Raw genomic sequence first — 21971 nt, forward strand, 5'->3', positions numbered from 1 at the left:
CACGAGAGTGGCGATGCACGTCAGTCATCAAGCCTCGAACCGGGCCGCGACCGCTGAGCGTGCAAGCTCGACTGGCACCGAGGATTTCATCGACCCGTTGCCAACGCCGCTACTGGACCAACGCAGCGACCGCCGCCTGCTCGATACACGTGACCAAGGGAGTAATCATGCCCGTAACAACCGCGAAGACACCCAGCGACAACGTCATCGAGCACGACGGCATGCTGTGGAAGCCTCAGCGCGCTGCCACGTCCACTGCAGAAGAGTTCATAGCTGCCCGAGGCATTTTCAAAGAGATCAACTGCGACAGTCGCTGGAACCCATGGGTGCGCGACGACCGGAAAGCCGAGTTCGAGCGCGCCATCGACGTAATGGATCAGTGGCGGCGAGCTGAACCCGGCCACCGCATGCTCACGCCGTGGCAGATTGAACTCCGCTGGGCGCGCCAGGACAAGGCCCGAGAGCGAGCTTGCACAGAAGAATCACGGGAGCGTGAAGCGAGGAAAGCTCAGTACGACGAGGACCGGTGGACGGCTCGACTGGCGCTCATCGAGAATCAATCAAAGCTGGAGCACGAAATTTCAGAGCTGGCCAAATACCAAGACGGTCCACTATTTCCCAAGATCGTTCCCAAGCGAGGCGAGGAACTAGTCGCTGAGCTTGTCCAGTCCATCGAACGCCGGCGGCTGGAAATCGACCGTTTGGCGACCGTTGTAGGAGATCCCGAATCAATCGTCAACCAAAATGGCTGGCTGCCAACGGAATGTCGCGACTACATGCTGCTGCGCTACATCTGCAGCAGAGAGCAGGAAGTTCGACGACTCCGGCGCGAGATACCCAAACCCGTTGCCCCCGGCAAACGGAAGGACCGCATGCCGGCTGATGTGAAGCGCCGTCGGCTCGACGAACTCCTCGCGGTCCCGCCGCTCACGGCAGATGACATGTGCAGCGAGTGCCCCACGCCGCTCGCGGAGCATGGCTGGGGGGCGCTACCATTTCAGCGCCCATGCCCCGCATGGCCTGGATGGGGCGCTCGTTTACGACGTGCGCGGAAGATCTTCGAAACAACCATCCGCGAGAATCCGCCCCTGCCAGCGCCACCGGCTCCAAAGCCCCAACCACTGGCGAAGATCCCTTCAGGTCTGCCGATCGCCGAGATCACCAAGCGTCTTCAGGAATTACAGACCCAATTCCCCGACGCAGAGGTCCGCCGAGGGCGGGCGAACCGGTGGGAGCTGTGGCCGAAGGTCTGAAAAGACCAGGACTACCGCACACTCATACGAGTTCAGCGACGCCGACAGTTGGCCTCGCGCGGGCTCTCGACGATCACCACAGGCTGGACTGAAACCCCAGGCGGTTTCGAAACTCCTGGATTTCAGAATAGCCCGGTGCCTTGACCTTCGGCTGACAGATCGGCTTCTCCAGCGGATTCCGCTTCGCCGCGTAAGCCCTGCACCAATTCAGCCACATCGTCGCGGCCTCGCGCTCACCGTCGTCCGAAATGTCTTCGACTCGTCCAGCCATCGCCGCCAAATACCGACGGAGCTTCAGTGACAAGTCCCAGTCAGCGAGGTCAGCGACGAGTTGTTCACCAAACGCGTGTTGGACATAAGCCTGGCGAGCCAGTTCGTCCTCGCGTTCCCGGCGCACACGACGCTCCGTCTCGGCACGCCGTTCGGCCTCATTGCCTTCGGCGTCAATCACGGCCCAACGCTCAAATGACATGATCGCGTCAGGAAGTCGGGAGTGCAGGGCCAGCGTTTTGGTTTCCGGCCAAGTGATCTTTGAAGAGAAGCGACTGTTGGTGTTGATCAACATGCTCAGCCGATCAGCCGGCACGTAGTCGTATCTCGACGGACCCCACCCGTACTTTTTCTCGCGCTCGATCTCTTCCTGCGTCGGCGTATGCGGTAACCGGTCCTTCGGCTGCCAAATATTTACCGAGCATTCGATGCCTTCGACCTTGAAGATCAGGTCGCCACCAAGCTTGCTCGGATCCTCGACGGAGCCGTGGTGGCTTCGCTTCGGCAGACGGACCGTGTGACCCCGGGCCTCGGCTTCTTGCGCGAGGGCATGCAGCAACCGAAATGCTCTGCCGCGCAGATGCTTTTCGAGTGAATCAAGCCGTTTGTCTGACCGCAAAGTGGCAACAGCTGGGTGCCAGCGGCCGATCCGCTCAGCCGCCACCGTCTGCGACGGCGGGTCCGTCACCCAGTCCGACACCGACGACAGGCGCAAGACGATCCGGTCATAGCGGGCCTGAACCAGGATTACTTCTTGGCCATCCGGCGCCATCCGGCGTCGGTTGATGATGCCGACCAAACTTTTGTAGCTGGTGTTGTCGTCGGTCGTATCGATCTCCAGCATCCCGCCGGCATTGACAATGTCCTTGACGAGCTTGCGTGTCGGAGTCTGCTCGTCACATGGAGGTTGCCGCTTCGGCCGCTGCGCTATCTCTCCAGCCGGCGGCATGATCGGCCGGTGTGCAACAGCCGGTTGCCGCATGTCCAGGTCGACCGTTGGTCTGGCGTGGCGCTTGGCCCAGTGGCCGGCTGGATAGTCGCTATTAGCCAAATAGTGCTCGCCTGCACCAAGAATTCCAGCACTCCATACGCCGCCGCGCTTGGAGATTGTGACCAGACGGCGAGACGCGAGAGCTGTCGCCGTCGTCTTAAAGGTGAAGTCAGTCCACCGCCCATCGGGACACCCGTCGCGTATCCAGCGGAGAACCTCGATCTGTCGCTCGTTCAGTGGAGCATCAAGTGCCACAGCACTATTGCATCAAAAGCGGCTGTCAAACGCACGTCGAACGCCGGGCCCCGACTTGCGCTCCTATTCCATGCGGACTATCGTCCCGGCGTCATTGGAAATCCGCTCGTCAACAGCGTCTGAGTAGAGCGCGAATTGCTTCCTGGGCGTTTGCGATTGTTTGTTGAGTTGGGTGTGCTGAGGAGGCGCAGGTCAGAGGGTTGGTTTCGTTCGCTAAGCGAGGCGATTGCTTGTCCTACTGCGGACCAGTTGCGGACTGATGGCACACAGGCGTTGAGAGTGGTGCAGGGTCTAGGCACTACACGGCGCGGCTGACCCCGACGATCAAACCACCCTTGAACGTCGTCTAGTCCCCTCGTTGAGATGCTCTGGATGGTCGCAGCAGGGTCATATGCCGCTCGAAGGTTATGGCACACGGCATTGCCAAGTTCGCGGATGTCGGTGTCGTTCTCGGAGGAGCACAACCGAGGTCACAAAGGATGTCTGTCGCCGCGCGTGCGCTAGGTCACCGAAGTCGACGTTGAGGGATTTGAGCCCTCCACCTCAACTTTTTGCAAGTATTAGGTGTGGCAGCAACTCCCAAGAAGAACAAACGCCTGCATCTCGCAACGTGGGTAAGGGATCGATTATGGTCGGAGTCGGGCGGTCACTGTCAGAATCCGGAATGCCGAGTGGACCTACTCAGCTTCGTTAAACGAAAACACGTCGGCGAATTGGCCCACATCATCCCCGCGAGCGATGACGGCCCACGAGCAGAAGACGGACGTGCTCTTACCGATGCGGAACGCGCCCTGCCAGAGAACATCCTTCTTCTGTGTCCCACCTGCCATGTCGTGATTGACAAAACTCCCGGCGAGTATCCACCGCCCGTTATCCACGGCTGGAAGCTACTCAGTCAAGAGGCGAGAGCTATCGCGCACGGCACGCCGGTCTTCACATCGCGCAGCAAAGCAAGATCTGCCATCGAACCATTACTCAGCGCAAACAAGGAAATTTTCAACCAGTATGGACCAAAGATCGACGTATTTGATGACGACCGTGCCGATCAGTGGCGTAAGCAGGTCAAAGCGACGCTCCTCCCTAATAGTAAAAAGTTGTTAAGACTCTTGGCGGCTAACCGACGGCTTTTGACGACTGATGAGAGCGACACTGTACATATTTTCACCCTCCACATTCAACAGTTACAAGACCGGCACCTAAAGGGGGACTGGATGCCAGGATCAGTTCGATTCCCTCTGGCGATGGCATCGATTTTTGAGGATAAAAGTTGACCATCAGAGATTGGATCGTTACGCAGCTCCGTGAGCAAGATGACTTCAGCGGAAAGTCGAAGATAAGTAACGTAGAGGCAATCGGCGCACATGGGGTCAAGGTCGAGCGTTCGGGCTACCCAGACGCATACGCCTACTGCGTTGAGCAAGGCGCAGGCACTCCGTTTTCGGTGGAAGATCTAGAAGCTGCATTAGAGGAACTCCCCGAAGCGCAGATGGTGATCGTTACCCGCAGGAGCGTCTCACCCGACGTGTACTCACGCTCAGCCGAACTGGGCCTCTCCGTCGACACCTTCGGTGGCTTTGGCCGTGCCTTGCAGGACTTCGATAACATTTCCCAGTACGTCCATCCCGAAGAAAAATATATACGAAGACGACTCGCGGCGACCCGAGTCGTCACATCAGTTGATCGAGTCGGCCACCGTGCGTGGTTACTCACACGGAATGTCGGCCTGCGGCCACTTTCTATTGTGACGGTTGATAGATACGAAATGACCGACGAGCAGTTTGGAGCGGTGATTGACGAATATCCGGAACTGACACCGGACGCATTGGTCGTCACAAATCCTAGCGCACAAGGCTTTGGAGAGCGCGTCGTCAAAAGTTCGAAACAGGTTTGCATACCACTCTTTAAGATCGACGATTTCATCTCAGATATTCGCAAGCCATGGAATTGACGTCGCGATGGCCAATACTTAATAGACTTTGCAAACTTGCCTCTGAATTGAACCGTGTCGAAATCTGGGCGTTTGGCTCCATGCTGCGGTCTGATGAACCAAACGACTTAGATGTTCTTGTAGTGTACGAGAATCGAGAAGACGTTGTTTATCTGCGAGAACGAGAATTATGGGAAGTGCGCTTGCCACCGGTCGACATAATTGCGATGACCAAATGCGAGCAGCGGCATTATCATTTCATATCAATCACGGGCGCGGTCCGCCTTTACCCACCATAATTAAATCGATGTTAGCGATTCGCTGGGCGCATCATCGGAGAGAGAAGAGGCGCTGGCCGTGTGAGGCAAAGCCCGGAGCCCCTGGCAGGGGCACCCCCCAGTGGGTCGGACTGTGAGGCACACAGTCATTCGGTCGCCTCAACCGACGCCGAGCACCTAGGTGGAACTATCTGGCCTAGCAGGGTATTCGTCTTGGCGAGGGAACCCTTGAGTTGCCCCGCGAGGGTGCCGATCCGGTTCACGTTTCTCGGTGACGACACGCGTGCTTGTGGCCCGCTCGCGCAGCAGGGCTGCCCGCTTTCGCCGAATGACTGACGTTCCTTTGGCCACGACGACGTTGCCATTGGTCGCCGTAAAGGTGAAGGACGAGTCGTCGTCAAAAACCTCTACTACCGTGATCCAGCTTTCCAGTTCCTCGCCGTAGATATAGTCGGCGGGCTTCATCGCGGACTTAGCACTGATTAAGGCTGCATCAACGGTCTCGCGCTCGTCCTCTGCGACGCTGTGAAGCGGCAGTTTGATAGCCATAAAGGCAGCGTACGCGAATACTGCCGCACCCTTCATTGGCTTGCAGTTGGCGCGGCATGCCTGAAATCGCGGGCCTAGCGGGCGTCTTGGGCGACGTAGCTAGATTATGCGAGTGCCCGGTAGATCGTTGCGCGGCACACAGCCAGCGTCGTCGCGATCGAGTTTGCAGACTCGCCGCTACCGTTTATGCGCTGAGCCAACGCGATCTTGGCAGGATCTAGCGCTAGCAGCCGGCCAATGGACTGCCCCCGCGCCCGCCGCGCCTCCCGTGATGCGGTGGCGTCTCTCTTTTCCCAATTCGAGTTCCAGCTCAGCGAAGTGGCCACAACACCGGCCACCATGCGGCCCGCAGCGTTCGAGGTGTCGATCCCCTCTCGCAAGGACCGCAGCACGATCCTCCGCTCTTGCATCTCGCGGATGGTCGTCATGACCCAAACGGTCGAAACCGACCACAGCGATTGCGTCACCCTCGCGGGCAAAATTCAGCAGCGCGTCAAGACCGGGGCGCTGTGCCTATGCCGACGCCCCCGACAACTTGTCGCTGTACACGCGGTCCGCGTCCACGCCAACTGCGGTAAGCGCATCTAGCTGTTGGTACAAAAACTGGTTCTCAGTGCTCACTCGCGCATTAGCCGAGTTGTTCGTCGGCGACGGTCGGGGCGGCTGCGGAGGTCATTGCAGATTTGTCGCAAAAGTCGCCAAAGCACAAATTGTGCGACCTCATTTTCGAGGCAACTTCTGAGACAGGGTGACATGGACTTTCCTATGCTGCAATGGTACTCAACCGATGGTGTCCGAAACTTTAGTTCTGAGAGCACGATTCCGAAGCACCTCAGCGGCCCCCAGAACTATGGTTACGCCTTTCTTTCCCCACTGGGAAGGCAAGTCGGCTTGGGCCTCCTCGACCTCCTCAACTCTGCTCAGCGTCGAGCTTTGCCTTCTCAGCAGCAGTCAACGCCCTAATATGCTCTGCGGGCGGGCGTTCGTCGGCCCCCTCCTCGCTATCATCTGTGTCTTCCGGGAGCGGTAACTCGTCAACACCACGACCCTCAAAAAGCACGTCTTCGGCATCTTCCAAGCGCGTCGCTAGTGCAACAAAGTCGCGAAGCATCATCTCGAGATACTTCGGGAGGAATGATTCATGGACGACATCCATGTAGCGGCACTCGTCGCGCCGGAACTCCGATGTTCTTGGCTCGAGTCTCCATGCGCGTACCCATGGAATGGGTTCCAATCTGTGCTCGTCGTCTTGCCGGCGACTAGCAAACATTGGCGCTCGCAGCACTGCCACGCACACAACAATGTGAATACGGTAGAACCAGTCTTCTGAGAAGGCGTCCTCCGGTTCATGGATTCCCTTGAGATGCTGGGCAGCTTTCCGCAGAGGGAGCATGAGCGATCTGTACGCCTCCTCGCCGGTGAGTTCTACCTTCTTTCCCCTCCGTACGACATTCGATATTGAGCCCGCGTACTTCCCTGGCCCTTTGAAGAACTCGAAGTCCGACACGCCGATGATGTCGTGAACGCTCATATGGAAAGCGAAGTCCGATAGCGCTTCGGTTTCCGGCTCCTTGTGATGCAGGATGACGCTAGTTGATGGGATACCAACGAATTCCGGGAAATCATGCGTCTCCGACGGGCTCTCGTCACGTATGAAAAACACATAGGGCATCTCACTCTGCTTGCACTCGACAAGCAGATCGAGGCCGCAGCCGTACATCCAGTGGCTGTGCCCGCTTGGGGGGTCATCGCCGTCTTGCAATTCGACCCGATCTAGGTTGTCGAAACGCCGCACGAAATTCATCGCCGCATAGGTGTCGAGCGAGCGAACCTGATCAGACTCACCGTCTACGTAAGTCCATTCTTCTTGCAGATTGAGAGTGACATTGTAGGAGCGGTCTACAGCCTGCTTGATCACATGTGCAACGTCGGCCTGCAACGGATAACCGGAGTGAGCAATGGCCTCAGATACATCGCTGATTGAGATGCCCCCCGGCAGCGTCGCGTAGGACGGCGTCGGTTCGGTTTCGTCTATCGACATGTGCAGCGACCTTATCGGAGCGCGACACCCTAAGGGGGTAGGTCCGATCACTAGCCGGACCTCGTAACGACCGCTTGCCAGGCTTCTTTGCGCCGAAACACGTTTTGAAAAATTTGTGCCGGACGGCCGCGCGATGTCTACCGGCTTCCTGGAGTACCCGTCGGATGAAAGGGAAGCCTGGCTTTCCACAGCATGCATGGGGTGACTAGCGGCCGACTCCTCGTGTTGGTATCCATGAAGCATCGGGTCCGCACCACATCAGGGGGTCAAGGTGACGTTACGTGTAAACCACGAGGACATGGTCGGGTCTGCCATCCACGTCACCGGTCAAGGTGAAGACTTGGCTGCAGGCCATCTCGCTTCAGATAACCGAATGGAATCAGCACAGGCAGGCTGGCAGGGCACATCGGCGATAGCCCTAGCTGCGAAGTTGGCAGATTGGCAACCCAAGTCGAAGGTATTGCTTGCCAGAGTGGCAGACCATGCCGAAGGACTACATACTTCCGCGGCATCATTCGCGGCCATGGAGGAGAAGAACGCCCAAGCATTAGGCCGACTGGGCGCTGCGGCCGACAGCATCACGCACCAAACATGACCATGACCATCGCTGATATCGAGCGGTGGAGCGCCGAATCCGTACGCGAGGTGTTTCACGCAGGACAGACTCGTGCGGAAGTGACAAACGACGTGTCCCGCGAGCTCAGCACCCTTCAAGTATTCAATTCTTGGGATGGCGAAGCCGCCAAGGCTGCGCAACACGCGATAGCCAAGACACGCCAGGACCTTGATGCACACGGGCGTGAAGCGCAGGCGGTCGCCGCAGCCGCTAACCTCGCCGCCAACGACATCGAGAGGGTGCAGCAGGACCTCAAAACGTTGCAGGCAGACGCCGAGTTACACGGCTTGGAGATCGATCCGGCGACGAACCGCATTGTGCCAACTCCTCATTCGACGCATGGGCGACGGGAAATGCAGGAAGCAATTCCCGGGTTGCAGGCACGACTCGACACTCTGATCGCAGACGCCAACGCGGTAGATGCCGAGCTAGCCGCGGCCATCAACATGGCGGACGGAGATATGCCCATCCCGCCGACACCGGATGGGATCGCCGGCCCGGGGGACAAGCCCATGTCGGATGCTGACATCAAAGCAACGGTCGACAACATCCTTGAAGGACAAGATCTCAGCCCCACAGAGCGGGCCCGACTGGCGCAACAACTGACAGATCAGCTCCATCAGAGTGCGCTGAGCGGGATGACGGCCGACCAAGCGTCTGAGGCCGCCGAAAACCAGGCCACCGCCTACATGGCCAGCCTGCACCGGCCCTATGTCCGAGTCAAAACCCGACTCGGTGTGTATCGGGATGCGTTGCGGAACACCGACGGCGACATTTTGTCGGATGTCAGTGACGCGGTCATCCCAGCCCGGCGCAACGCCAACGGCGACCTCATCTGGGTTGATAGGGACACTGGCAGGGTTGTGGGCACAGGCCCTGAAGGCCCACCAAACTCGATGACGGTGCCAGAAAAGGGTGCATCGCACCTTGGTCATGAGTACGGCGACGAAAACTGGCGCGTACTTAGACAAGCCGAGGAAGAGGGATGGACACAAGAAGAGCTCAATGACTTCATGAACAATAGGGAAAAGTACCGGCTGGAGACACCTGCAGAGAACAGCGGTCACGCCAACGAGGACAAGAGCCCCTACGAGAGCAATCCGGACTGGACTCCTGAGCGGGTGAAGGCAGGACAACCTGCCGGTGGTTCGGCGACCTCAGCAGGAACAGGTTCGTACTCGCCTCCGTCGAATGGCCCGGTAATCAACGTGACTCCTGAGCAGGTAGCGCAAGGCGGCGCAATCACCGTTGGAGGTGTCATCATAGGAGTGCTGACCTTCCTAGAAAATCCGTGGCAAGCGATAACCGGAGGAGGATGATGACACCCGAAAGCCCCGCCGCAGCAGCGAAATACGTGCCATCACCGATCCAGGGTGAAGTGCAGCGGCCGGCTCGGGAACCTGCGGCCGCCCAGCCTGACCGTAGTCGGCTGATGTCGGTATCGTCCGTCGTCGACGAAGTGCGGAATCACGTGGCCAACCTGAGCGCGGTGCCCGCCCAAAACCTGCCTGAATGGCTTCAATCTCTGGATGTCCCACCAGGCTGGCAGCTCGCTCAGATCGGAACTGACGCAGTTCCTTTGGGACGGGTCGTCCTCAGCGGGCACAAGCCCGAGGGCGGGTGGGAGGGTTGCGAAACGCTGAGTCTTTTCGGCTTCAATGGAACACTGCCCGAAAACGTCCTGACTGAGAGCGCAGACCGCACACTTCGCGACCTCGACGCCGACAACGTCAACTCCATCTCGCTGACTATCGCTGCAGACTCTTCCGCGGCGGCGGTCCGTAGCAGCGGCTATTTCACGACCAGCGGTCGACGGGTATGGGCCCAGTACAGCACGTACGTAGGCCGTAACGAGGGCGGCGAGGAAGGGTTCCTCATCGAGCACGCGATATATATCGACGCCGCGCAGCGGCCACTACTGCGCCACGACGTCGAGGACATGGGCGATGCAGTCCATTCAGCCTTCCTGGGCCGACTCGTTACCGTTGACCCCACGACCCCAAATAGAATCTAAGAGGCAGTCACTCATGGCGCGCAGCGGCAGACCCCCGAAGATCGACCCTTTGAAACCGATCCACACCGCAATTATGAAGAACGACGTATCAGCGTTCAGCGTGGAACTGGCCGCTGGCAATGACATCAACGCGCCAGGCCCTGAAGATATGACACCGCTACACATCGCAGCCGACAAAGGAAACATCGAGTTCGCCAAGGCGCTACTAGATGCGGGCGTTGACATTGACCCCATCAACGTATTCGGTAACACTCCGCTGTGGCTTGCCGTGAGGAAGCGCCACCGGAACTCACCGGACGGTTCGATGATTCGACTACTCCTCGACCACGGTGCTGATCCGAACCGTGGCGAAAATGACAGCTCTCCTCTGAAGACCGCCAAGATCATCGCCGACTATCCGGCAGATTTGGTCGAGCTCTTGGAAGAAAAAGCAAAGGCAAAGTAGCGAATCATCGCGCGTTGATGAAAACACCACAAGTGCACTTCAAGAACTCCACACTTGCCGGAGAGCCAGTGTGCAGCCGGTTTACACAACCAGCATCCGACTATCAGTGCATTTTGCGAGTCACCAGATCACCACGACAGCGTCGTTGCCGCCCTCGCAGCGCGTAGCGTCAACGACGATGCCGCTGTCCATATGGGCGGTATAACCGGCGTCGCAGTACATGGTGTAAAACATGCTCGTGACCGGCGAGTATGCAGTGATGACCTGACCATCCTGATTGAGCCAGGCATACCGCACATTATCGGCGAATGCGCACGAGGTGACCACCGTTGCAACGCCATCTCGCCCCGATGGGCAGGTGATGAATACCTCGGCTTTGGCTGGGGCTGCAGAAGTCAGCCCGATGGCGACGACGACACTGGCCACAAGGGCAGACTGGCGACCTATCAAGCGCATCTAGAGCACCCCCGATCACGAGATTCAGATGCTATCTGACCGCGACAGCAATCTCACAGGGTTTCGCCAGCCCACTCGAAAGTAAGCAGTCACGCCTCGGGAGTACTTCTCCCCTATGAGGCGCCAGGAATTAGGAAGGCTGAACGACCTTCGCAGCCCCGACCTACGGCAGGTGCACTCAGATACGTAGCGAACCGATCAAGGTGGAAGGAAAGCCGCTCGGGCGATTGGCCCAGCCGGCCTGCCGAAAAGAGCGACTACTTCCGTCCTCAAGGATGTGATACCTAGCCAGCAAACCTCAACAAATCGATCGTTGATCGACGTTCACGAATCCCCTCCGGTAAGCCATGCATCGCCGTATATGCTGCCGGCGGTATGCACGAGATGGTGCACGTGCTTTGACCAGCGGGGTGGGATCACGATGAGAATTGGCATCGGCGGTGGAGCGTTCGGATTTCGTGGCGGCATTTCAACCAGGGGCATCGGTGTCGGCATCGGACCGTTATCAGCGGGAACGTCATGGGGTGGCCGGCGTCGAAGATCGTCGTCCGGCGACGGCGGATTCTTTGTATTTCTGATTGCGGTTCTTGCGCTTGCCTGGCCTTGGTTCTTGGGAACGTATATCGCGGTCGCTGCCGGTGCCGCCAACCCATCACCGGCCCGGACAGCTGTCGGAGTGGTCTTTGAGTTGCCCTGGATCGTCTTCCTGATAGTTATCGGAATGTCAGTGTTACGCAGGAATTCTCAGCGCAGAGCTGAACTTGCCGCCTACCATGCTGTACGGGCCGATACGGCGCCCGGCGGCAAGGCGATCTACCGACACGGCGGATGCACGGTGAATCACAGGACGCCTGAAGCCGCGAGCAACTGTCGTAAGGGGTAGTTTCAAAGCTGAGGTATATCTCGCGCGAGCGGCGTCGACCCAGTCGACATGGGCGGGGAATTCAATGCGGCGGCTAGTTCGCGCTAGAGTCGATAGTAGAGTTTCGCCAAGACGGTCACCCACTCAATTAGGACACAACGTCTTTCTGAGATCGGTGGTCAATGTTTACCAACTCCATAGACCCGGAACGTTATGGCTGCGAAATTGCGATCGTTGAGCTTTTACCTCTATGCGTTTTTTCCCGCCGAGTTCTTCAGGCCGTTGCACTTTTCGATATACATGCTGAGACATTTACTGGAGCAGGTAGGCGGGTGCCCATACCTGACCGTTTTTCCGCGGGTTCCGCATGTGACGCAGACGTAGGTGCCTTCCTCGGGCCTGGCGCCTGGTGCAGAATGCCCTGTTGGTTCGTGGTCCGGTGATTCTTCCCTTGGTGTTATTTGATTTGGTGGTAAGTGCTCTGGTGGAGGGTCATAGCTGTGAGCCTCTGAGGCGACCGGGCTGAGCTGCTGAGGCGTCAGGATCGACCCTTTGACCCTTTGATTTGAGCTATTGACATCGTCGGTCTGACCCCCTGAGACGTTCAGCTCGGGCTGCTGAGATCGGGCGTGCACACCGTAGGCTTGACTTATAGGCGGGGAGGTATGAAATGCATACTCCGTCGCCCAGCAACGGCCGTCGCCAGCTCGACCACCGGTCTTCACTTTCCATATGTAACCGGCTTCCATGAGTCGATTGAGGCAGCGCTTCACGGTGGTCGCCGAGACGCGGCAGTTCGCCGCCAGCTTGTCGACACCAGGGTATGCACTGGCACCGTCACTGCCGTTTGCGTAGTTCAGCAGCGTCACTAAGACCCGGAATTCGTTGGCTGATATATCAGCACCGGCGCGATCATCGCTTCCAGTTGCGTAGCCACCCAGCTTTTTCAGATATGCAAATTTATCGAAGCTGGACACGAAGATCCTTATCTCTTCCGTTGTTCTCCATCGATTGGCCTTTCCTGCTTCTCACAATTCCTCAGCCAACCGCCTGCGGGCGGACGCCGGTGTGATAGAGCTCGTGGTCGCTGCGGAGCTCTTGGTGTTCTTGAAGGTGTCCAGTGCAGCGCGGACATCGTCGTCGGTCATCACCCAAGTCCGGCCCAACTTGGTACCGGGGATGACGCCGGCGTTGAGGCGGCGACTCAGCCAGTCGACGGAAGGGAACGGTGGGACAAGGTCTTTGATCGGGTGAGCCAGTGGCTCCCGGGTTTTCGCGGTGTTTGTCATGTCGGAACCATCGCAAACGCAGTCGACAGTTTTGGGCGCAGACGACGACGAAACACGCTCCGCAGACCAGTTGCGAGCCCAGTTCCACCCGGTGAGATGCCGCGTCGGACGAGCTGGACAAGTGGTAGACGTCGTTCATGTTTGGACTTCCCCACCAGCTCCAGCAAGCAAATGTGCTTGTCGGGATTCGTTGGCGGCGCCAGAGGTCGTGGCGGTCTTCACGCAGGTAGACCGGCCGGCCCGGGCCGTGGAAGAGCCCCAGCCTGGGAGGAAACCGATCTGGGCGTCGGACTTTAGGTTCGAGCCGTCGGCTCCACTTGCATCTCGTGGTCGGCCTACTTGCGTGGAGAAGTTCGGGGAGCAGTCCTTACCGTCGAGGTTGACGAAGATGGCGAGCGCGTCCTCGTCCTGGTTGTGGAAGAAGTCCTTGTTCTAGTTGACGTGCTCCCGGCTATGCACTGAGTGCAGCGGCGATAGCGTCGGCAGCTGCGGCGGCACTCTTGCGGTCAAGGTGGCCGTAGTGATCGACGGTTGTCGCAATTGACTCGTGTCCCAGATGCGCCTGGATCACAGGGAGCGGCACGCCGGCGTTGATCATCCACGACGCACACGTATGCCGTAAATCGTGGATGCGGGGCGACTTCTCTAGGACCGGCTTAGCCGGGTTGTTCTCGTCGCAGGCCATCGCCTTCGCCCGCGTCTTCACCCACACGTTGGAGCGCCAGCTGTACAGCCGAATCGGCCCTCCATTGGAGCCGACGAAAAGCCATTCGTGGGAGTAGTCGAGTTGATCTAGAACCGCCTTCGGAACGTTGATCGTGCGGACGCTCTTCTTGGTCTTCGGCGGGCCGAGGTAGTAGCGGGGGCCGTCTTTCTTCCACGCCCGTGTAATCCGTACGGTGCCAGCGGCGCGGTCCACGTCGGACGGCCGGAGCGCCAGCGCCTCACTCGCGCGGCACCCCGACGACACCAGGAATTCCACGAGCGGCTTGTATCGGTCGCTGAAATACGACTTGAGGATCTGGTACTCGTCGGGTTCCAGAAAGCACATCTCGCGTTCTTCGGTGCGCGGTAACCGGACACCTAGACACGGGTTCGCTGAGAGCTGGTTGGTCTCCACGGCACGGTTGAGAGCGCCGGAGAGGAACCCCGATTTGTTCTGAATTGTGCCGCCCGCCGCCCCCGCCTCATGCATCGCGTTGACCCACCCGGCGACGTCTTCACGCGTCAGCTTCGCCAGCGGGATCGCACCGAGCACCGGGGCGATGTCGTTTTGGAGGTACCGCTGATACTCGGTGATCGTCTTGCGCTCGACACCCGACAGACCCGCGATGTGCCGCGCCAGATACTCCGCCAGGGTCGGACCCGCCTTGACGGATTTATGAGTCTCCCCGATGCCGGATGCTTCCATCGCTCGTTTGCCACCGACGGCGTTCACGAGGACGCGGAACTTTTCCGCCTCCGATTCGTCGGTGAATGGGACGGACGTTTGGCGGGCGTCAACAGTGAATAAAACGGCGTATGTGTACGTGCCGTCTGTGCGAGGACGCCTACGAATGCTGGCCATATCGGGAAGGTATCACCACACAGCAACAACCCCGAGAACCTTGACAATCTCTTGACAAGGCGTTCTCGGGGCCGTTTTAACCATCTGACCTGCAGTTATCGGTGGAGCTGCCGGGAATTGAACCCGGGTCCTACGGCATTCCCTCAAGACTTCTCCGTGCGCAGTTCGCTATGTCTCTACTTGGATCTCTCGGTCTCGCGAACAAGCCGTGATGACGATCCCAGTCGCTGTTTGATGTCCCCATATGTCCCGCGACCGGACGTACAGGTTTGTCCCTCTAGCTGATGCCAGGGTCCGGGCCGAGGGCGCTCCCGGTCTGACAGACACGCAGTCGCTTAGGCAGCGAGGGCGTAGTCGCGCTGATTGGAATCGGCGCTTAATTGGTTGCAACGACGCTTACGGTGGTCATTTGCCTGCACCGGCACGCTTCCCTTGATTCGATGCGCGAAGTCGAAACCGATCAGCCCCTCGCACCCCTGCTGAATTCCAGCAAGACATCCCATCATACCTGGGACTGCAACACGGTCCAGCGATTATTTCATCCCGACCCGATCACATGACGTAATTGAGATGTTCGACGATGCGATCCCCCACCTCGGTGTCGCCCTCGATGTCGATGGCCGACGAGCGGGCGGCGGTCAGCGGCCGACCGCCGCAGATCCGGGTGAACTGCAGTCCGTCGGTTCGGATCGTCACCGTCGGCTGGGCGGCACCGAAATCGTCGACCACGGCGGCCCGGCCGTCGACGGCGATACAGATGGTGCGCGCCATCGGCCCGGTCAACTCGATCGCGACCCGGGAGCCGGCGGGTGCCTTGCCCAGCTTGCCGACGACGAAGCCCATGGTGGCCGCCATCTCGTCGAGGACCAACCGAGGCTCGGGGCCGGACAGCTCCTCATCGCTGGACGGCCGCAGGATCGCCTCGCGGATGTCTTGCTCGTGCATCCAGCAGTCGAACACCCGGATTCGCATGAACCGCCCGTAGGTCGCCTGCCCGGCGGGTGTCATGGCCGGTGCGTTCCAGTCCGCCTCACTCATCGCCTCCAACATCGAGCGTCGCTCACCCGTTACCGCCCGAAACCGCGTCAAGAGATCGGCGCCGGTGCCGCCGCGCAGATGTCGCACCCAGCACTCGTTCATCTCGGCGACGCCGTTGCGGACGTGCCCCAGCGTCGCGACATCGACATCGCTGCCGGGGGTCGGCGCGCCACCGAGCATCGATTCGGTACCGATGATGTGGGCGACGACGTCGTACACGCACCACCCCGGCAGCGATGTCGGCGCCTGCCACCGTGGCTCCGACAGACCCGCCACCAGACGGTCGATGGCTGCCCAGGACTCGAAAAGGCCTGAGAGAACATCGAATTTGTCGAGCACGGCGACAGGACGGGACGGGCAGGTCATGGCAGTGATGCTAACGCGCGCAGCACCACGTGACCTGAGAACTCAGCCGACCGCGATCATCGCGACCGCGGCGAGCGCCAACACCATGCCGACAGCCTGCCAGCGGGTCACCCGCTCCTTGAGCACCACCATCGCCAGTCCCACCGTGGCAGCCGGGTACAACGAGATCAGCACACTGCCCAGCGACAACAACGACGCATGCAGGGCCAGCAGCATCGCCACATTCGAGATCGTGTCGATGACGCCCGCCGCCAGCGCCAACTTCAACGGAAGTCCCGTCGGCAGGCGCAGGTTCCGGCTGGCCAGCGCGATGATGACGATCAGCAGGCTCGCCGAGATTCTTGCGAACAACAGCGGCCACAGGTTTGCCTCGGCCGGCGCCTGGTGGATGAGGACGAAGTTCAGCCCGAAGGCCAGCCCGGAGACGACCGTCAGCACGGCCACCTTCTTGGTGAACCGATGCGGCGAGACATCGTCGTCGTCGGCATCGCGGCTGACCAGATACACCGCCAAGAGCGCGATCCCGATGCCGATGTCGGCCACCAACGTGGGCCGCTCCCCCATCGCGATACCGACGCCGACGGGCACGGCGGCCACCAGGATCGCAGTCAGCGGCGACACCACCGAGATGGGCCCCGACGCCAGTGCCGCGTAGAACCACCACACCCCGAACGCCTGGCTTACACCGCACACCGCGCCCCAGAAGATCGCCGGGCCCGTGATGTCGCCACCGACGATGACCGCCAGTATCCCGAGCAACACCATCGCCACCGGGTAGGACACCAGTACGACTCGCAGCGCCGGCACCCGCCGTGACGCGATACCGCCGACGAAATCGCTGATCCCGTAGCCGAACGCGGACAACAGGGCGAGCGCCGCAGCGATCAGGATATGCCCTTGTTCCGCCGACCCAGTTCGCGGATGATCTCGCGGTCGGCGTCGCGCTTGGCCATATCCTGCCGTTTGTCGTGTGCCTGCTTACCGCGGGCCAGCGCCAGCTCGACCTTGACCTTGCCCTCGATGAAGTACAGCGACAGCGGCACCAGCGTCAGGTTGCCGTCCTGCAGCTTGCCGATCAGGTTGTCGATCTCTCTGCGATGCAGGAGCAGCTTGCGGTTGCGCCGCACCGCGTGGTTGGTCCAGGTGCCGTGGTGATACTCCGGGATGTGCAGGTTGCGCAGCCAGATCTCGCCGTCGTCGACCGTCGCGAACGCGTCAGCCATCGACGCCTGGCCCTCACGCAGGCTCTTCACCTCGGTACCGACCAGCGCCACCCCGGCCTCGTAGACGTCGAGGATGGTGTAGTTGTGCCGAGCCTTCCGGTTGCTCGCCACGATCTGCTTCTTGGTGGGATCCGGCTTCTTGACGGCCCCCTGTTTGGCCTTGGCCATCACTTACCTTCGCACGTACAGGCGCAGCGTCACGTAAGACGTCACACCCGCCATCGCCACGCCCACACCGAACAGGATGGGCGAAATGTAGAGGATGTCGGCGTAGTCGATCCGCGCGACGAGATTGGCTTGATAGAACTGGTTGAGCGCCTTCTCTAGGAACAACGCGCGCACCACGATCAATCCCACGATCGCGATGATGACGCCCGCCGTTGCCGCGACCACCGCCTCCAATAGGAACGGCAGCTGCGTGTACCAGCGGCTGGCGCCGACCAGTCGCATGATGCCGATCTCGGTGCGTCTGGTGTAGGCCGCCACCTGAACCATGTTGGCGATCAACAGGACCGCGCCGACAGCCTGGACCAGCGCCACCGCGAACGCGGCGGCGGACAGTCCGTCCAGGACCGCGAACAACCGATCGATGAGATCCTTCTGGTTGAGCACGTTGAGCACGCCGGGCTGCCCGGTCATCGCCTGATCGAAATCCTTGTGCTGCTCGGGATTGTCCAGCTTGACGATGAACGACGCCGGGAACGAATCCTTGCCCGCGACATCTTTGTACTGCGGGAACTTCTTGATCGCGTCGTTGTACGCGTCGTCGCGGTTCAGGAACCGCACCGACTTCACGTCGTCGCGGCCCTCGATCTGAGCGCGCAGCGCCTTACAGGGGTCCGAATCGCACGTCAGATCGTTGGCCGACACGTCGTTGGTGAGGAACACCTGGGTCTCGACGCGGTCCAGATAGATGTTGCGGGAGTGGTCGGCCAGCCGTACGACAAGCAGGCCACCACCGAACAATCCGATGGAAATCGCGGTCGTCAAGATCATCGCGACCGTCATGGTGACGTTGCGACGGAGGCCGGTGACGACCTCGTTGAGCAGGAAGCCAAAACGCACTTATCGATCCATTCCGTAGACGCCGCGCTGCTCGTCGCGGACCAGGCGGCCCAGCGACAGTTCGACCACGCGCTGGCGCATCGAGTCGACGATGTGATGGTCATGGGTGGCCATCAGGACCGTGGTTCCGGTCCGGTTGATCCGCTCCAGCAGATCCATGATGTCTTTGCTCGTGTCGGGGTCCAGGTTTCCCGTCGGCTCGTCGGCCAGCAGCACCAGCGGCCGGTTTACGAACGCCCGGGCGATCGCGACGCGCTGCTGTTCACCGCCGGACAGTTCGCCGGGCAGCCGGTTGGCCTTCCCGGACAGGCCGACCATTTCCAGGACATCGGGAACCACCCGGTTGATGGTGTCGGCCCGTTTACCGATCACCTCCAATGCGAACGCGACGTTCTCGAACACGTTCTTCTGCTGCAGCAGCCGGAAGTCCTGGAACACACAGCCCAGCACCTGACGCAGGCTCGGGATATGCCGCCCGGAGAGCTTGTTGACATGGAACTTGGAAACCCGGACATCACCGGAGGACGGATGCTCTTCGGCCAGCAGCAGGCGCATGAAGGTGGATTTGCCAGAGCCCGACGGGCCGATGAGAAAGACGAACTCACCCTTGTCGATCTTGACGCTCACATTGTCGAGCGCTGGACGTGCCGACTGTTTGTACTGCTTGGTCACGTTGTCGAGGGTGATCATCACGGCACGCCAGTGTAGCGGTGGAGCGCCACTGCCCTCGGCACGCTAGGGGAACAGGGGTGGCGGCTGTGTCGTCGGAGCAGTCGTCGGCGCCAGCCCGGGGAGGCCAGGGATCCCAGGTGCCGGGATCGGAGTGCCCGACCGGTTCGGCACGCTCGACGGCGCCGGGGACGGACCTGTCTGGGCGCCAGGGGTCGGCGCACCGGTGATCGTCGTCGGCGGAAGCGGCCCAGCACCGTCGGGATCGACGACTGTGGTCGGTGCCAGGCCCGGTGACGTCGGCGTGGTCGGCGTCGGCTCGGCCGGGCTGGTGGTCTCCGTTATCTCGGTCGGCGTCGTCTCGGTGGTCGGCGTCGGAGTGACGGTGCGATACACGGTCCGCGGCGCCTGCTCGACCTGCGTGCGTGGCACCCACGTGAAATCGGGATCGGGCACGAAACCCGGCGGCACCACCTGGCTCGCGGGCACCTGGGCCGGCTCGGGCGCCGGCTGGTAGGTGTTCTGGAGCCACGCGATGACGATGAACGCGACGATCAGCGCAGCTGTCGAGGTGCGGATCCGGCCGTTGATGATGTAACCCGGCCACCCGCGGTCCGTGCGTTTGCGCGTCACCCAATTCCAGAACGTCATGTGGGGTCGTCCATCGGCTTGGGTTCGGCAGGCTTGCTCACCGTCGCCGTGCTCGCAATGGTGTTGACCACAGGAGCCGTGTCGGTCGAGGTGACGACACCAGCCCTGATCAGCCCGGCGATCACCAGCACCCGAAGCCGTCGGCCGACCTCGAACTGTTTACCGGGCAGCGTGCGCGCCACCATCCGCAGGTTCACGGTGTCGAGCTCGATACTCTCGACGCCCATCAGCTGCGGAGCGTCCAGCAGCAACTCGCGCAGACTGCTGTCCTTCATGGCGGTCTCACTGACCCCTTGCAGCACGTCGTTGACCATGGTGAGGTCAGCGCTGGTCGGCACCGGGATGTCGATGACCGCGCGAGCCCAGTCCTTCGACAGGTTCATCGTCTTGACGATCTGGCCGTTGGGGATCGTGAACACCTCCCCGTCGCTGGACCGCAGCTTGGTGACGCGAAGGGTGACGTCTTCGACGGTGCCCTCCGCCGGTGCGGCGATGCCGGCCACGGTCAGCGCCACCAGGTCACCGAAGCCGTACTGCTTCTCGGTGATGACGAAGAACCCCGACAGCAGGTCCTGAACGACCCGCTGCGCACCGAAGCCCAGCGCGGCGCCCAGCACCGCGGCCGGGGCCACCAGGGATCCGACCGGAATCTCCAACTCTTTGGTGATATCCATCCCGACGACCACGAACAACACTGCGATCGACACCCACGAGATGACCGAGGCGACAGCTTGGCGGTGCTTGGCACTCTCGGTGCGAACCAGCTGATCGCTTTCCTGGAAGTCGGCGTCGATACGCCGGGTGATCTTCTGGGCGGCCCAGCTGATGAACCGCGCGGCCAGCACGGCGAAGATGATGAGCAGGACGATCCTGAGGCCGTGGGTGAGAATCCACTCCCCGATGCCTCCGCGCCAGAAGTCATGCCAGCGCGACGTCACCGAAAACGCCAGGGAGGTGTTATTCGTCGTCATCACGTCGGTTGCGCCAGCGGATTCCCGCCTCGAGGAATCCGTCGATGTCCCCGTCCAGTACCGCCGACGGATTCCCGACCTCGAACTCGGTGCGCAGGTCCTTCACCATTTGGTAGGGGTGCAGAACGTAGGAACGCATCTGGTTACCCCAGGAGCTGCCGCCGTCGCCCTTGAGCGCGTCCATTTCCGCCCGCTCTTCTAAACGCTTCCGTTCCAACAACTTTGCCTGCAGAACGCGCATTGCCGAGACCTTGTTCTGCAACTGCGACTTCTCGTTCTGGCAGGTCACCACGATACCGGTGGGAATGTGGGTGAGCCGCACCGCGGAGTCGGTGGTGTTGACCGACTGGCCGCCGGGCCCACTGGAGCGGTAGACGTCGACGCGCACGTCGCCCTCGGGGATCTCGATGTGATCGGCAGTGTCCACCACGGGCAGGACCTCGACATCGGCGAACGACGTCTGACGCCGGCTCTGGTTGTCGAACGGACTGATCCGGACCAGCCGGTGGGTGCCCTGCTCCACCGAGAGCGTGCCGTAGGCGTAAGGCGCATGCACCGCGAAGGTGGCGCTCTTGATACCCGCCTCCTCGGCGTAGGAGGTGTCGAAGACCTCGACCTTGTAATCGTGCTTCTCGGCCCAACGGATGTACATCCGCATCAGCATCTCGGCCCAGTCGGCAGCATCGACCCCGCCGGCTCCCGACCGGATGGTGACGACGGCCTCGCGTTCGTCATATTCACCGGAGAGCAGCGTCCGCACTTCGAGGGTCTCGATCTCGTCGCGCAGCGCCAACCGCTCGGCATCGGCCTCGGCGACTTCCTGGTCGCCCTCCTCGACGGCCAGCTCGTAGAGCACCGGAAGATCGTCGAGCCGCTGACGCAGACCCTCGACTCGGCGCAGCTCGCTCTGGGCGTGGGACAGCTCGCTGGTGACCTTCTGCGCGTTCGCCTGGTCATCCCACAGCGACGGGTCGGAGGCTTCGTGTTCGAGCTTCTCGATCTTCCCCCGCAGACCGTCGATATCGAGCACCCGCTCCACCGTCGTCAAAGTGGTGTCAAGTGCGTCGAGATCTGCCTGAAGGTCGGGGTCCACGGCTGTTCACGTTACCGTCGGCCGCTTCGGTTGTAGTCATCGGCAGCTGCTACGCAGGGCATTTACCGGCGAGTAGTGCAGA

23 protein-coding genes, 1 other RNA gene and 1 pseudogene are annotated in these 21971 nt (G+C 60.7%); 8 read left to right on the plus strand and 17 right to left on the minus strand.

The features are described 5' to 3' along the window. The first annotated feature begins 167 nt into the window (after positions 1 to 167). Positions 168 to 1253, plus strand: coding sequence for a hypothetical protein (locus H7J73_RS24265; RefSeq protein ID WP_264070279.1), 1086 nt, complete (start codon positions 168 to 170; stop codon positions 1251 to 1253). A gap of 73 nt (positions 1254 to 1326) precedes the next feature. Here H7J73_RS24265 and H7J73_RS24270 read toward each other — a convergent pair whose 3' ends face one another. Further along, positions 1327 to 2769 carry a hypothetical protein gene (locus H7J73_RS24270; RefSeq protein WP_264070280.1) on the minus strand — a complete coding sequence of 481 codons (1443 nt, stop codon included), beginning with the start codon at positions 2767 to 2769 and terminating at the stop codon, positions 1327 to 1329. A 566-nt stretch (positions 2770 to 3335) separates the two neighbouring features. On the opposite strand from H7J73_RS24270, the gene H7J73_RS24275 reads away from it, so the two are divergent. Genes H7J73_RS24275 through H7J73_RS33890 form a run of 3 tightly spaced genes read left to right on the plus strand, consistent with a single transcriptional unit; the run spans position 3336 to position 4995 of the window. Further along, positions 3336 to 4040: an HNH endonuclease gene (locus tag H7J73_RS24275; protein WP_264070281.1), complete on the plus strand. Its 705-nt coding sequence runs from the start codon at positions 3336 to 3338 to the stop codon at positions 4038 to 4040. Beyond that, positions 4037 to 4717: a hypothetical protein gene (locus H7J73_RS24280; RefSeq protein WP_264070282.1), complete on the plus strand. Its 681-nt coding sequence runs from the start codon at positions 4037 to 4039 to the stop codon at positions 4715 to 4717. The genes H7J73_RS24275 and H7J73_RS24280 overlap by 4 nt, the downstream gene beginning before the upstream one ends. Then, a complete protein-coding gene (locus tag H7J73_RS33890; RefSeq protein WP_353962008.1) occupies positions 4708 to 4995 on the plus strand; it encodes a nucleotidyltransferase domain-containing protein in 288 nt (95 codons plus the stop codon). Before H7J73_RS24280 ends, H7J73_RS33890 begins: the two co-directional genes overlap by 10 nt. A 156-nt stretch (positions 4996 to 5151) precedes the next feature. Here the strand turns inward: H7J73_RS33890 and H7J73_RS24285 are convergent, their stop codons facing one another. From H7J73_RS24285 to H7J73_RS24295, 3 genes and pseudogenes are all read right to left on the minus strand, one after another. Beyond that, positions 5152 to 5523 carry a hypothetical protein gene (locus H7J73_RS24285; protein WP_264070283.1) on the minus strand — a complete coding sequence of 124 codons (372 nt, stop codon included), beginning with the start codon at positions 5521 to 5523 and terminating at the stop codon, positions 5152 to 5154. 104 nt (positions 5524 to 5627) lie between these two features. Next, positions 5628 to 6144, minus strand: a pseudogene (locus H7J73_RS34065) (recombinase family protein). Between the two features lie 289 nt (positions 6145 to 6433). Continuing rightward, positions 6434 to 7564 (minus strand): hypothetical protein, encoded by a 1131-nt coding sequence (locus tag H7J73_RS24295; RefSeq protein ID WP_264070284.1) that lies wholly within the window; start codon positions 7562 to 7564, stop codon positions 6434 to 6436. A 271-nt stretch (positions 7565 to 7835) separates the two neighbouring features. On the opposite strand from H7J73_RS24295, the gene H7J73_RS24300 reads away from it, so the two are divergent. From H7J73_RS24300 to H7J73_RS24315, 4 genes are read left to right on the plus strand one after another with little or no spacing between them, the layout of a single operon-like run. Next, positions 7836 to 8159 carry a WXG100 family type VII secretion target gene (locus tag H7J73_RS24300; RefSeq protein WP_264070285.1) on the plus strand — a complete coding sequence of 108 codons (324 nt, stop codon included), beginning with the start codon at positions 7836 to 7838 and terminating at the stop codon, positions 8157 to 8159. After that, the gene (locus H7J73_RS24305; protein WP_264070286.1) at positions 8156 to 9499 is read left to right on the plus strand and encodes an Rv0964c family protein; all 1344 of its coding nucleotides are present in this window, start codon (positions 8156 to 8158) and stop codon (positions 9497 to 9499) included. Before H7J73_RS24300 ends, H7J73_RS24305 begins: the two co-directional genes overlap by 4 nt. Continuing rightward, positions 9499 to 10194: a hypothetical protein gene (locus H7J73_RS24310; protein ID WP_264070287.1), complete on the plus strand. Its 696-nt coding sequence runs from the start codon at positions 9499 to 9501 to the stop codon at positions 10192 to 10194. Before H7J73_RS24305 ends, H7J73_RS24310 begins: the two co-directional genes overlap by 1 nt. Before the next feature lie 13 nt (positions 10195 to 10207). Then, entirely contained in the window at positions 10208 to 10639 is a 432-nt protein-coding gene (locus H7J73_RS24315; protein ID WP_264070288.1) for an ankyrin repeat domain-containing protein, read from the plus strand. Positions 10640 to 10759: 120 nt separating this feature from the next. On the opposite strand, the gene H7J73_RS24320 is transcribed toward H7J73_RS24315, so the two are convergent. The 13 genes from H7J73_RS24320 to prfB all read right to left on the minus strand — a co-directional run bounded on the left by H7J73_RS24320 (position 10760) and on the right by prfB (position 21889). After that, positions 10760 to 11065: a hypothetical protein gene (locus H7J73_RS24320; protein ID WP_264070289.1), complete on the minus strand. Its 306-nt coding sequence runs from the start codon at positions 11063 to 11065 to the stop codon at positions 10760 to 10762. A gap of 1140 nt (positions 11066 to 12205) precedes the next feature. Then, positions 12206 to 12934 carry a helix-turn-helix domain-containing protein gene (locus tag H7J73_RS24325; RefSeq protein WP_264070290.1) on the minus strand — a complete coding sequence of 243 codons (729 nt, stop codon included), beginning with the start codon at positions 12932 to 12934 and terminating at the stop codon, positions 12206 to 12208. Positions 12935 to 12985: 51 nt separating this feature from the next. Next, positions 12986 to 13246 (minus strand): hypothetical protein, encoded by a 261-nt coding sequence (locus tag H7J73_RS24330; protein ID WP_264070291.1) that lies wholly within the window; start codon positions 13244 to 13246, stop codon positions 12986 to 12988. Positions 13247 to 13697: 451 nt separating this feature from the next. Next, entirely contained in the window at positions 13698 to 14657 is a 960-nt protein-coding gene (locus H7J73_RS24335; RefSeq protein WP_308207445.1) for a tyrosine-type recombinase/integrase, read from the minus strand. Between the two features lie 255 nt (positions 14658 to 14912). After that, positions 14913 to 15281: a transfer-messenger RNA gene (gene ssrA / locus H7J73_RS24340) on the minus strand. Positions 15282 to 15365: 84 nt separating this feature from the next. Beyond that, entirely contained in the window at positions 15366 to 16217 is an 852-nt protein-coding gene (locus H7J73_RS24345) for a maleylpyruvate isomerase family mycothiol-dependent enzyme (RefSeq protein WP_264070293.1), read from the minus strand. A gap of 42 nt (positions 16218 to 16259) precedes the next feature. After that, positions 16260 to 17105 (minus strand): EamA family transporter, encoded by an 846-nt coding sequence (locus tag H7J73_RS24350; protein WP_264070335.1) that lies wholly within the window; start codon positions 17103 to 17105, stop codon positions 16260 to 16262. Next, positions 17102 to 17608, minus strand: coding sequence for an SsrA-binding protein SmpB (smpB, locus tag H7J73_RS24355; protein ID WP_264070294.1), 507 nt, complete (start codon positions 17606 to 17608; stop codon positions 17102 to 17104). Before smpB ends, H7J73_RS24350 begins: the two co-directional genes overlap by 4 nt. Before the next feature lie 3 nt (positions 17609 to 17611). Next, positions 17612 to 18505: a permease-like cell division protein FtsX gene (gene ftsX, locus H7J73_RS24360; protein WP_264070295.1), complete on the minus strand. Its 894-nt coding sequence runs from the start codon at positions 18503 to 18505 to the stop codon at positions 17612 to 17614. Beyond that, positions 18506 to 19195, minus strand: a complete 690-nt coding sequence (ftsE, locus tag H7J73_RS24365; RefSeq protein ID WP_264070336.1) for a cell division ATP-binding protein FtsE — start codon at positions 19193 to 19195, stop codon at positions 18506 to 18508. Between the two features lie 45 nt (positions 19196 to 19240). Then, positions 19241 to 19825 carry an Rv3103c family proline-rich protein gene (locus H7J73_RS24370; protein ID WP_264070296.1) on the minus strand — a complete coding sequence of 195 codons (585 nt, stop codon included), beginning with the start codon at positions 19823 to 19825 and terminating at the stop codon, positions 19241 to 19243. Further along, complete coding sequence (locus H7J73_RS24375) at positions 19822 to 20796, minus strand: mechanosensitive ion channel family protein (protein ID WP_264070297.1); 975 nt, start codon at positions 20794 to 20796, stop codon at positions 19822 to 19824. Before H7J73_RS24375 ends, H7J73_RS24370 begins: the two co-directional genes overlap by 4 nt. Then, positions 20783 to 21889 (minus strand): peptide chain release factor 2, encoded by a 1107-nt coding sequence (gene prfB / locus H7J73_RS24380; protein ID WP_264070298.1) that lies wholly within the window; start codon positions 21887 to 21889, stop codon positions 20783 to 20785. The genes H7J73_RS24375 and prfB overlap by 14 nt, the downstream gene beginning before the upstream one ends. Positions 21890 to 21971 lie beyond the last annotated feature (82 nt).

The organism is Mycolicibacterium komossense (genome assembly GCF_025822605.1).
Taxonomy (GTDB): domain Bacteria; phylum Actinomycetota; class Actinomycetes; order Mycobacteriales; family Mycobacteriaceae; genus Mycobacterium; species Mycobacterium komossense.

What these genes read in the sequence shown, in the direction of transcription:
- ftsE (WP_264070336.1), bottom strand. Translation starts at nt 19,195, where the DNA reads ATGATCACCCTCGACAACGTGACCAAGCAGTACAAACAGTCGGCACGT.
- H7J73_RS24305 (WP_264070286.1), top strand. Translation starts at nt 8,156, where the DNA reads ATGACCATGACCATCGCTGATATCGAGCGGTGGAGCGCCGAATCCGTA.
- H7J73_RS24315 (WP_264070288.1), top strand. Translation starts at nt 10,208, where the DNA reads ATGGCGCGCAGCGGCAGACCCCCGAAGATCGACCCTTTGAAACCGATC.
- H7J73_RS24330 (WP_264070291.1), bottom strand. Translation starts at nt 13,246, where the DNA reads ATGACAAACACCGCGAAAACCCGGGAGCCACTGGCTCACCCGATCAAA.
- H7J73_RS24310 (WP_264070287.1), top strand. Translation starts at nt 9,499, where the DNA reads ATGACACCCGAAAGCCCCGCCGCAGCAGCGAAATACGTGCCATCACCG.
- H7J73_RS24345 (WP_264070293.1), bottom strand. Translation starts at nt 16,217, where the DNA reads ATGACCTGCCCGTCCCGTCCTGTCGCCGTGCTCGACAAATTCGATGTT.
- H7J73_RS24375 (WP_264070297.1), bottom strand. Translation starts at nt 20,796, where the DNA reads ATGACGACGAATAACACCTCCCTGGCGTTTTCGGTGACGTCGCGCTGG.
- smpB (WP_264070294.1), bottom strand. Translation starts at nt 17,608, where the DNA reads ATGGCCAAGGCCAAACAGGGGGCCGTCAAGAAGCCGGATCCCACCAAG.
- H7J73_RS24265 (WP_264070279.1), top strand. Translation starts at nt 168, where the DNA reads ATGCCCGTAACAACCGCGAAGACACCCAGCGACAACGTCATCGAGCAC.
- H7J73_RS24295 (WP_264070284.1), bottom strand. Translation starts at nt 7,564, where the DNA reads ATGTCGATAGACGAAACCGAACCGACGCCGTCCTACGCGACGCTGCCG.
- H7J73_RS33890 (WP_353962008.1), top strand. Translation starts at nt 4,708, where the DNA reads ATGGAATTGACGTCGCGATGGCCAATACTTAATAGACTTTGCAAACTT.
- H7J73_RS24335 (WP_308207445.1), bottom strand. Translation starts at nt 14,657, where the DNA reads ATGGAAGCATCCGGCATCGGGGAGACTCATAAATCCGTCAAGGCGGGT.
- H7J73_RS24370 (WP_264070296.1), bottom strand. Translation starts at nt 19,825, where the DNA reads ATGACGTTCTGGAATTGGGTGACGCGCAAACGCACGGACCGCGGGTGG.
- H7J73_RS24285 (WP_264070283.1), bottom strand. Translation starts at nt 5,523, where the DNA reads ATGGCTATCAAACTGCCGCTTCACAGCGTCGCAGAGGACGAGCGCGAG.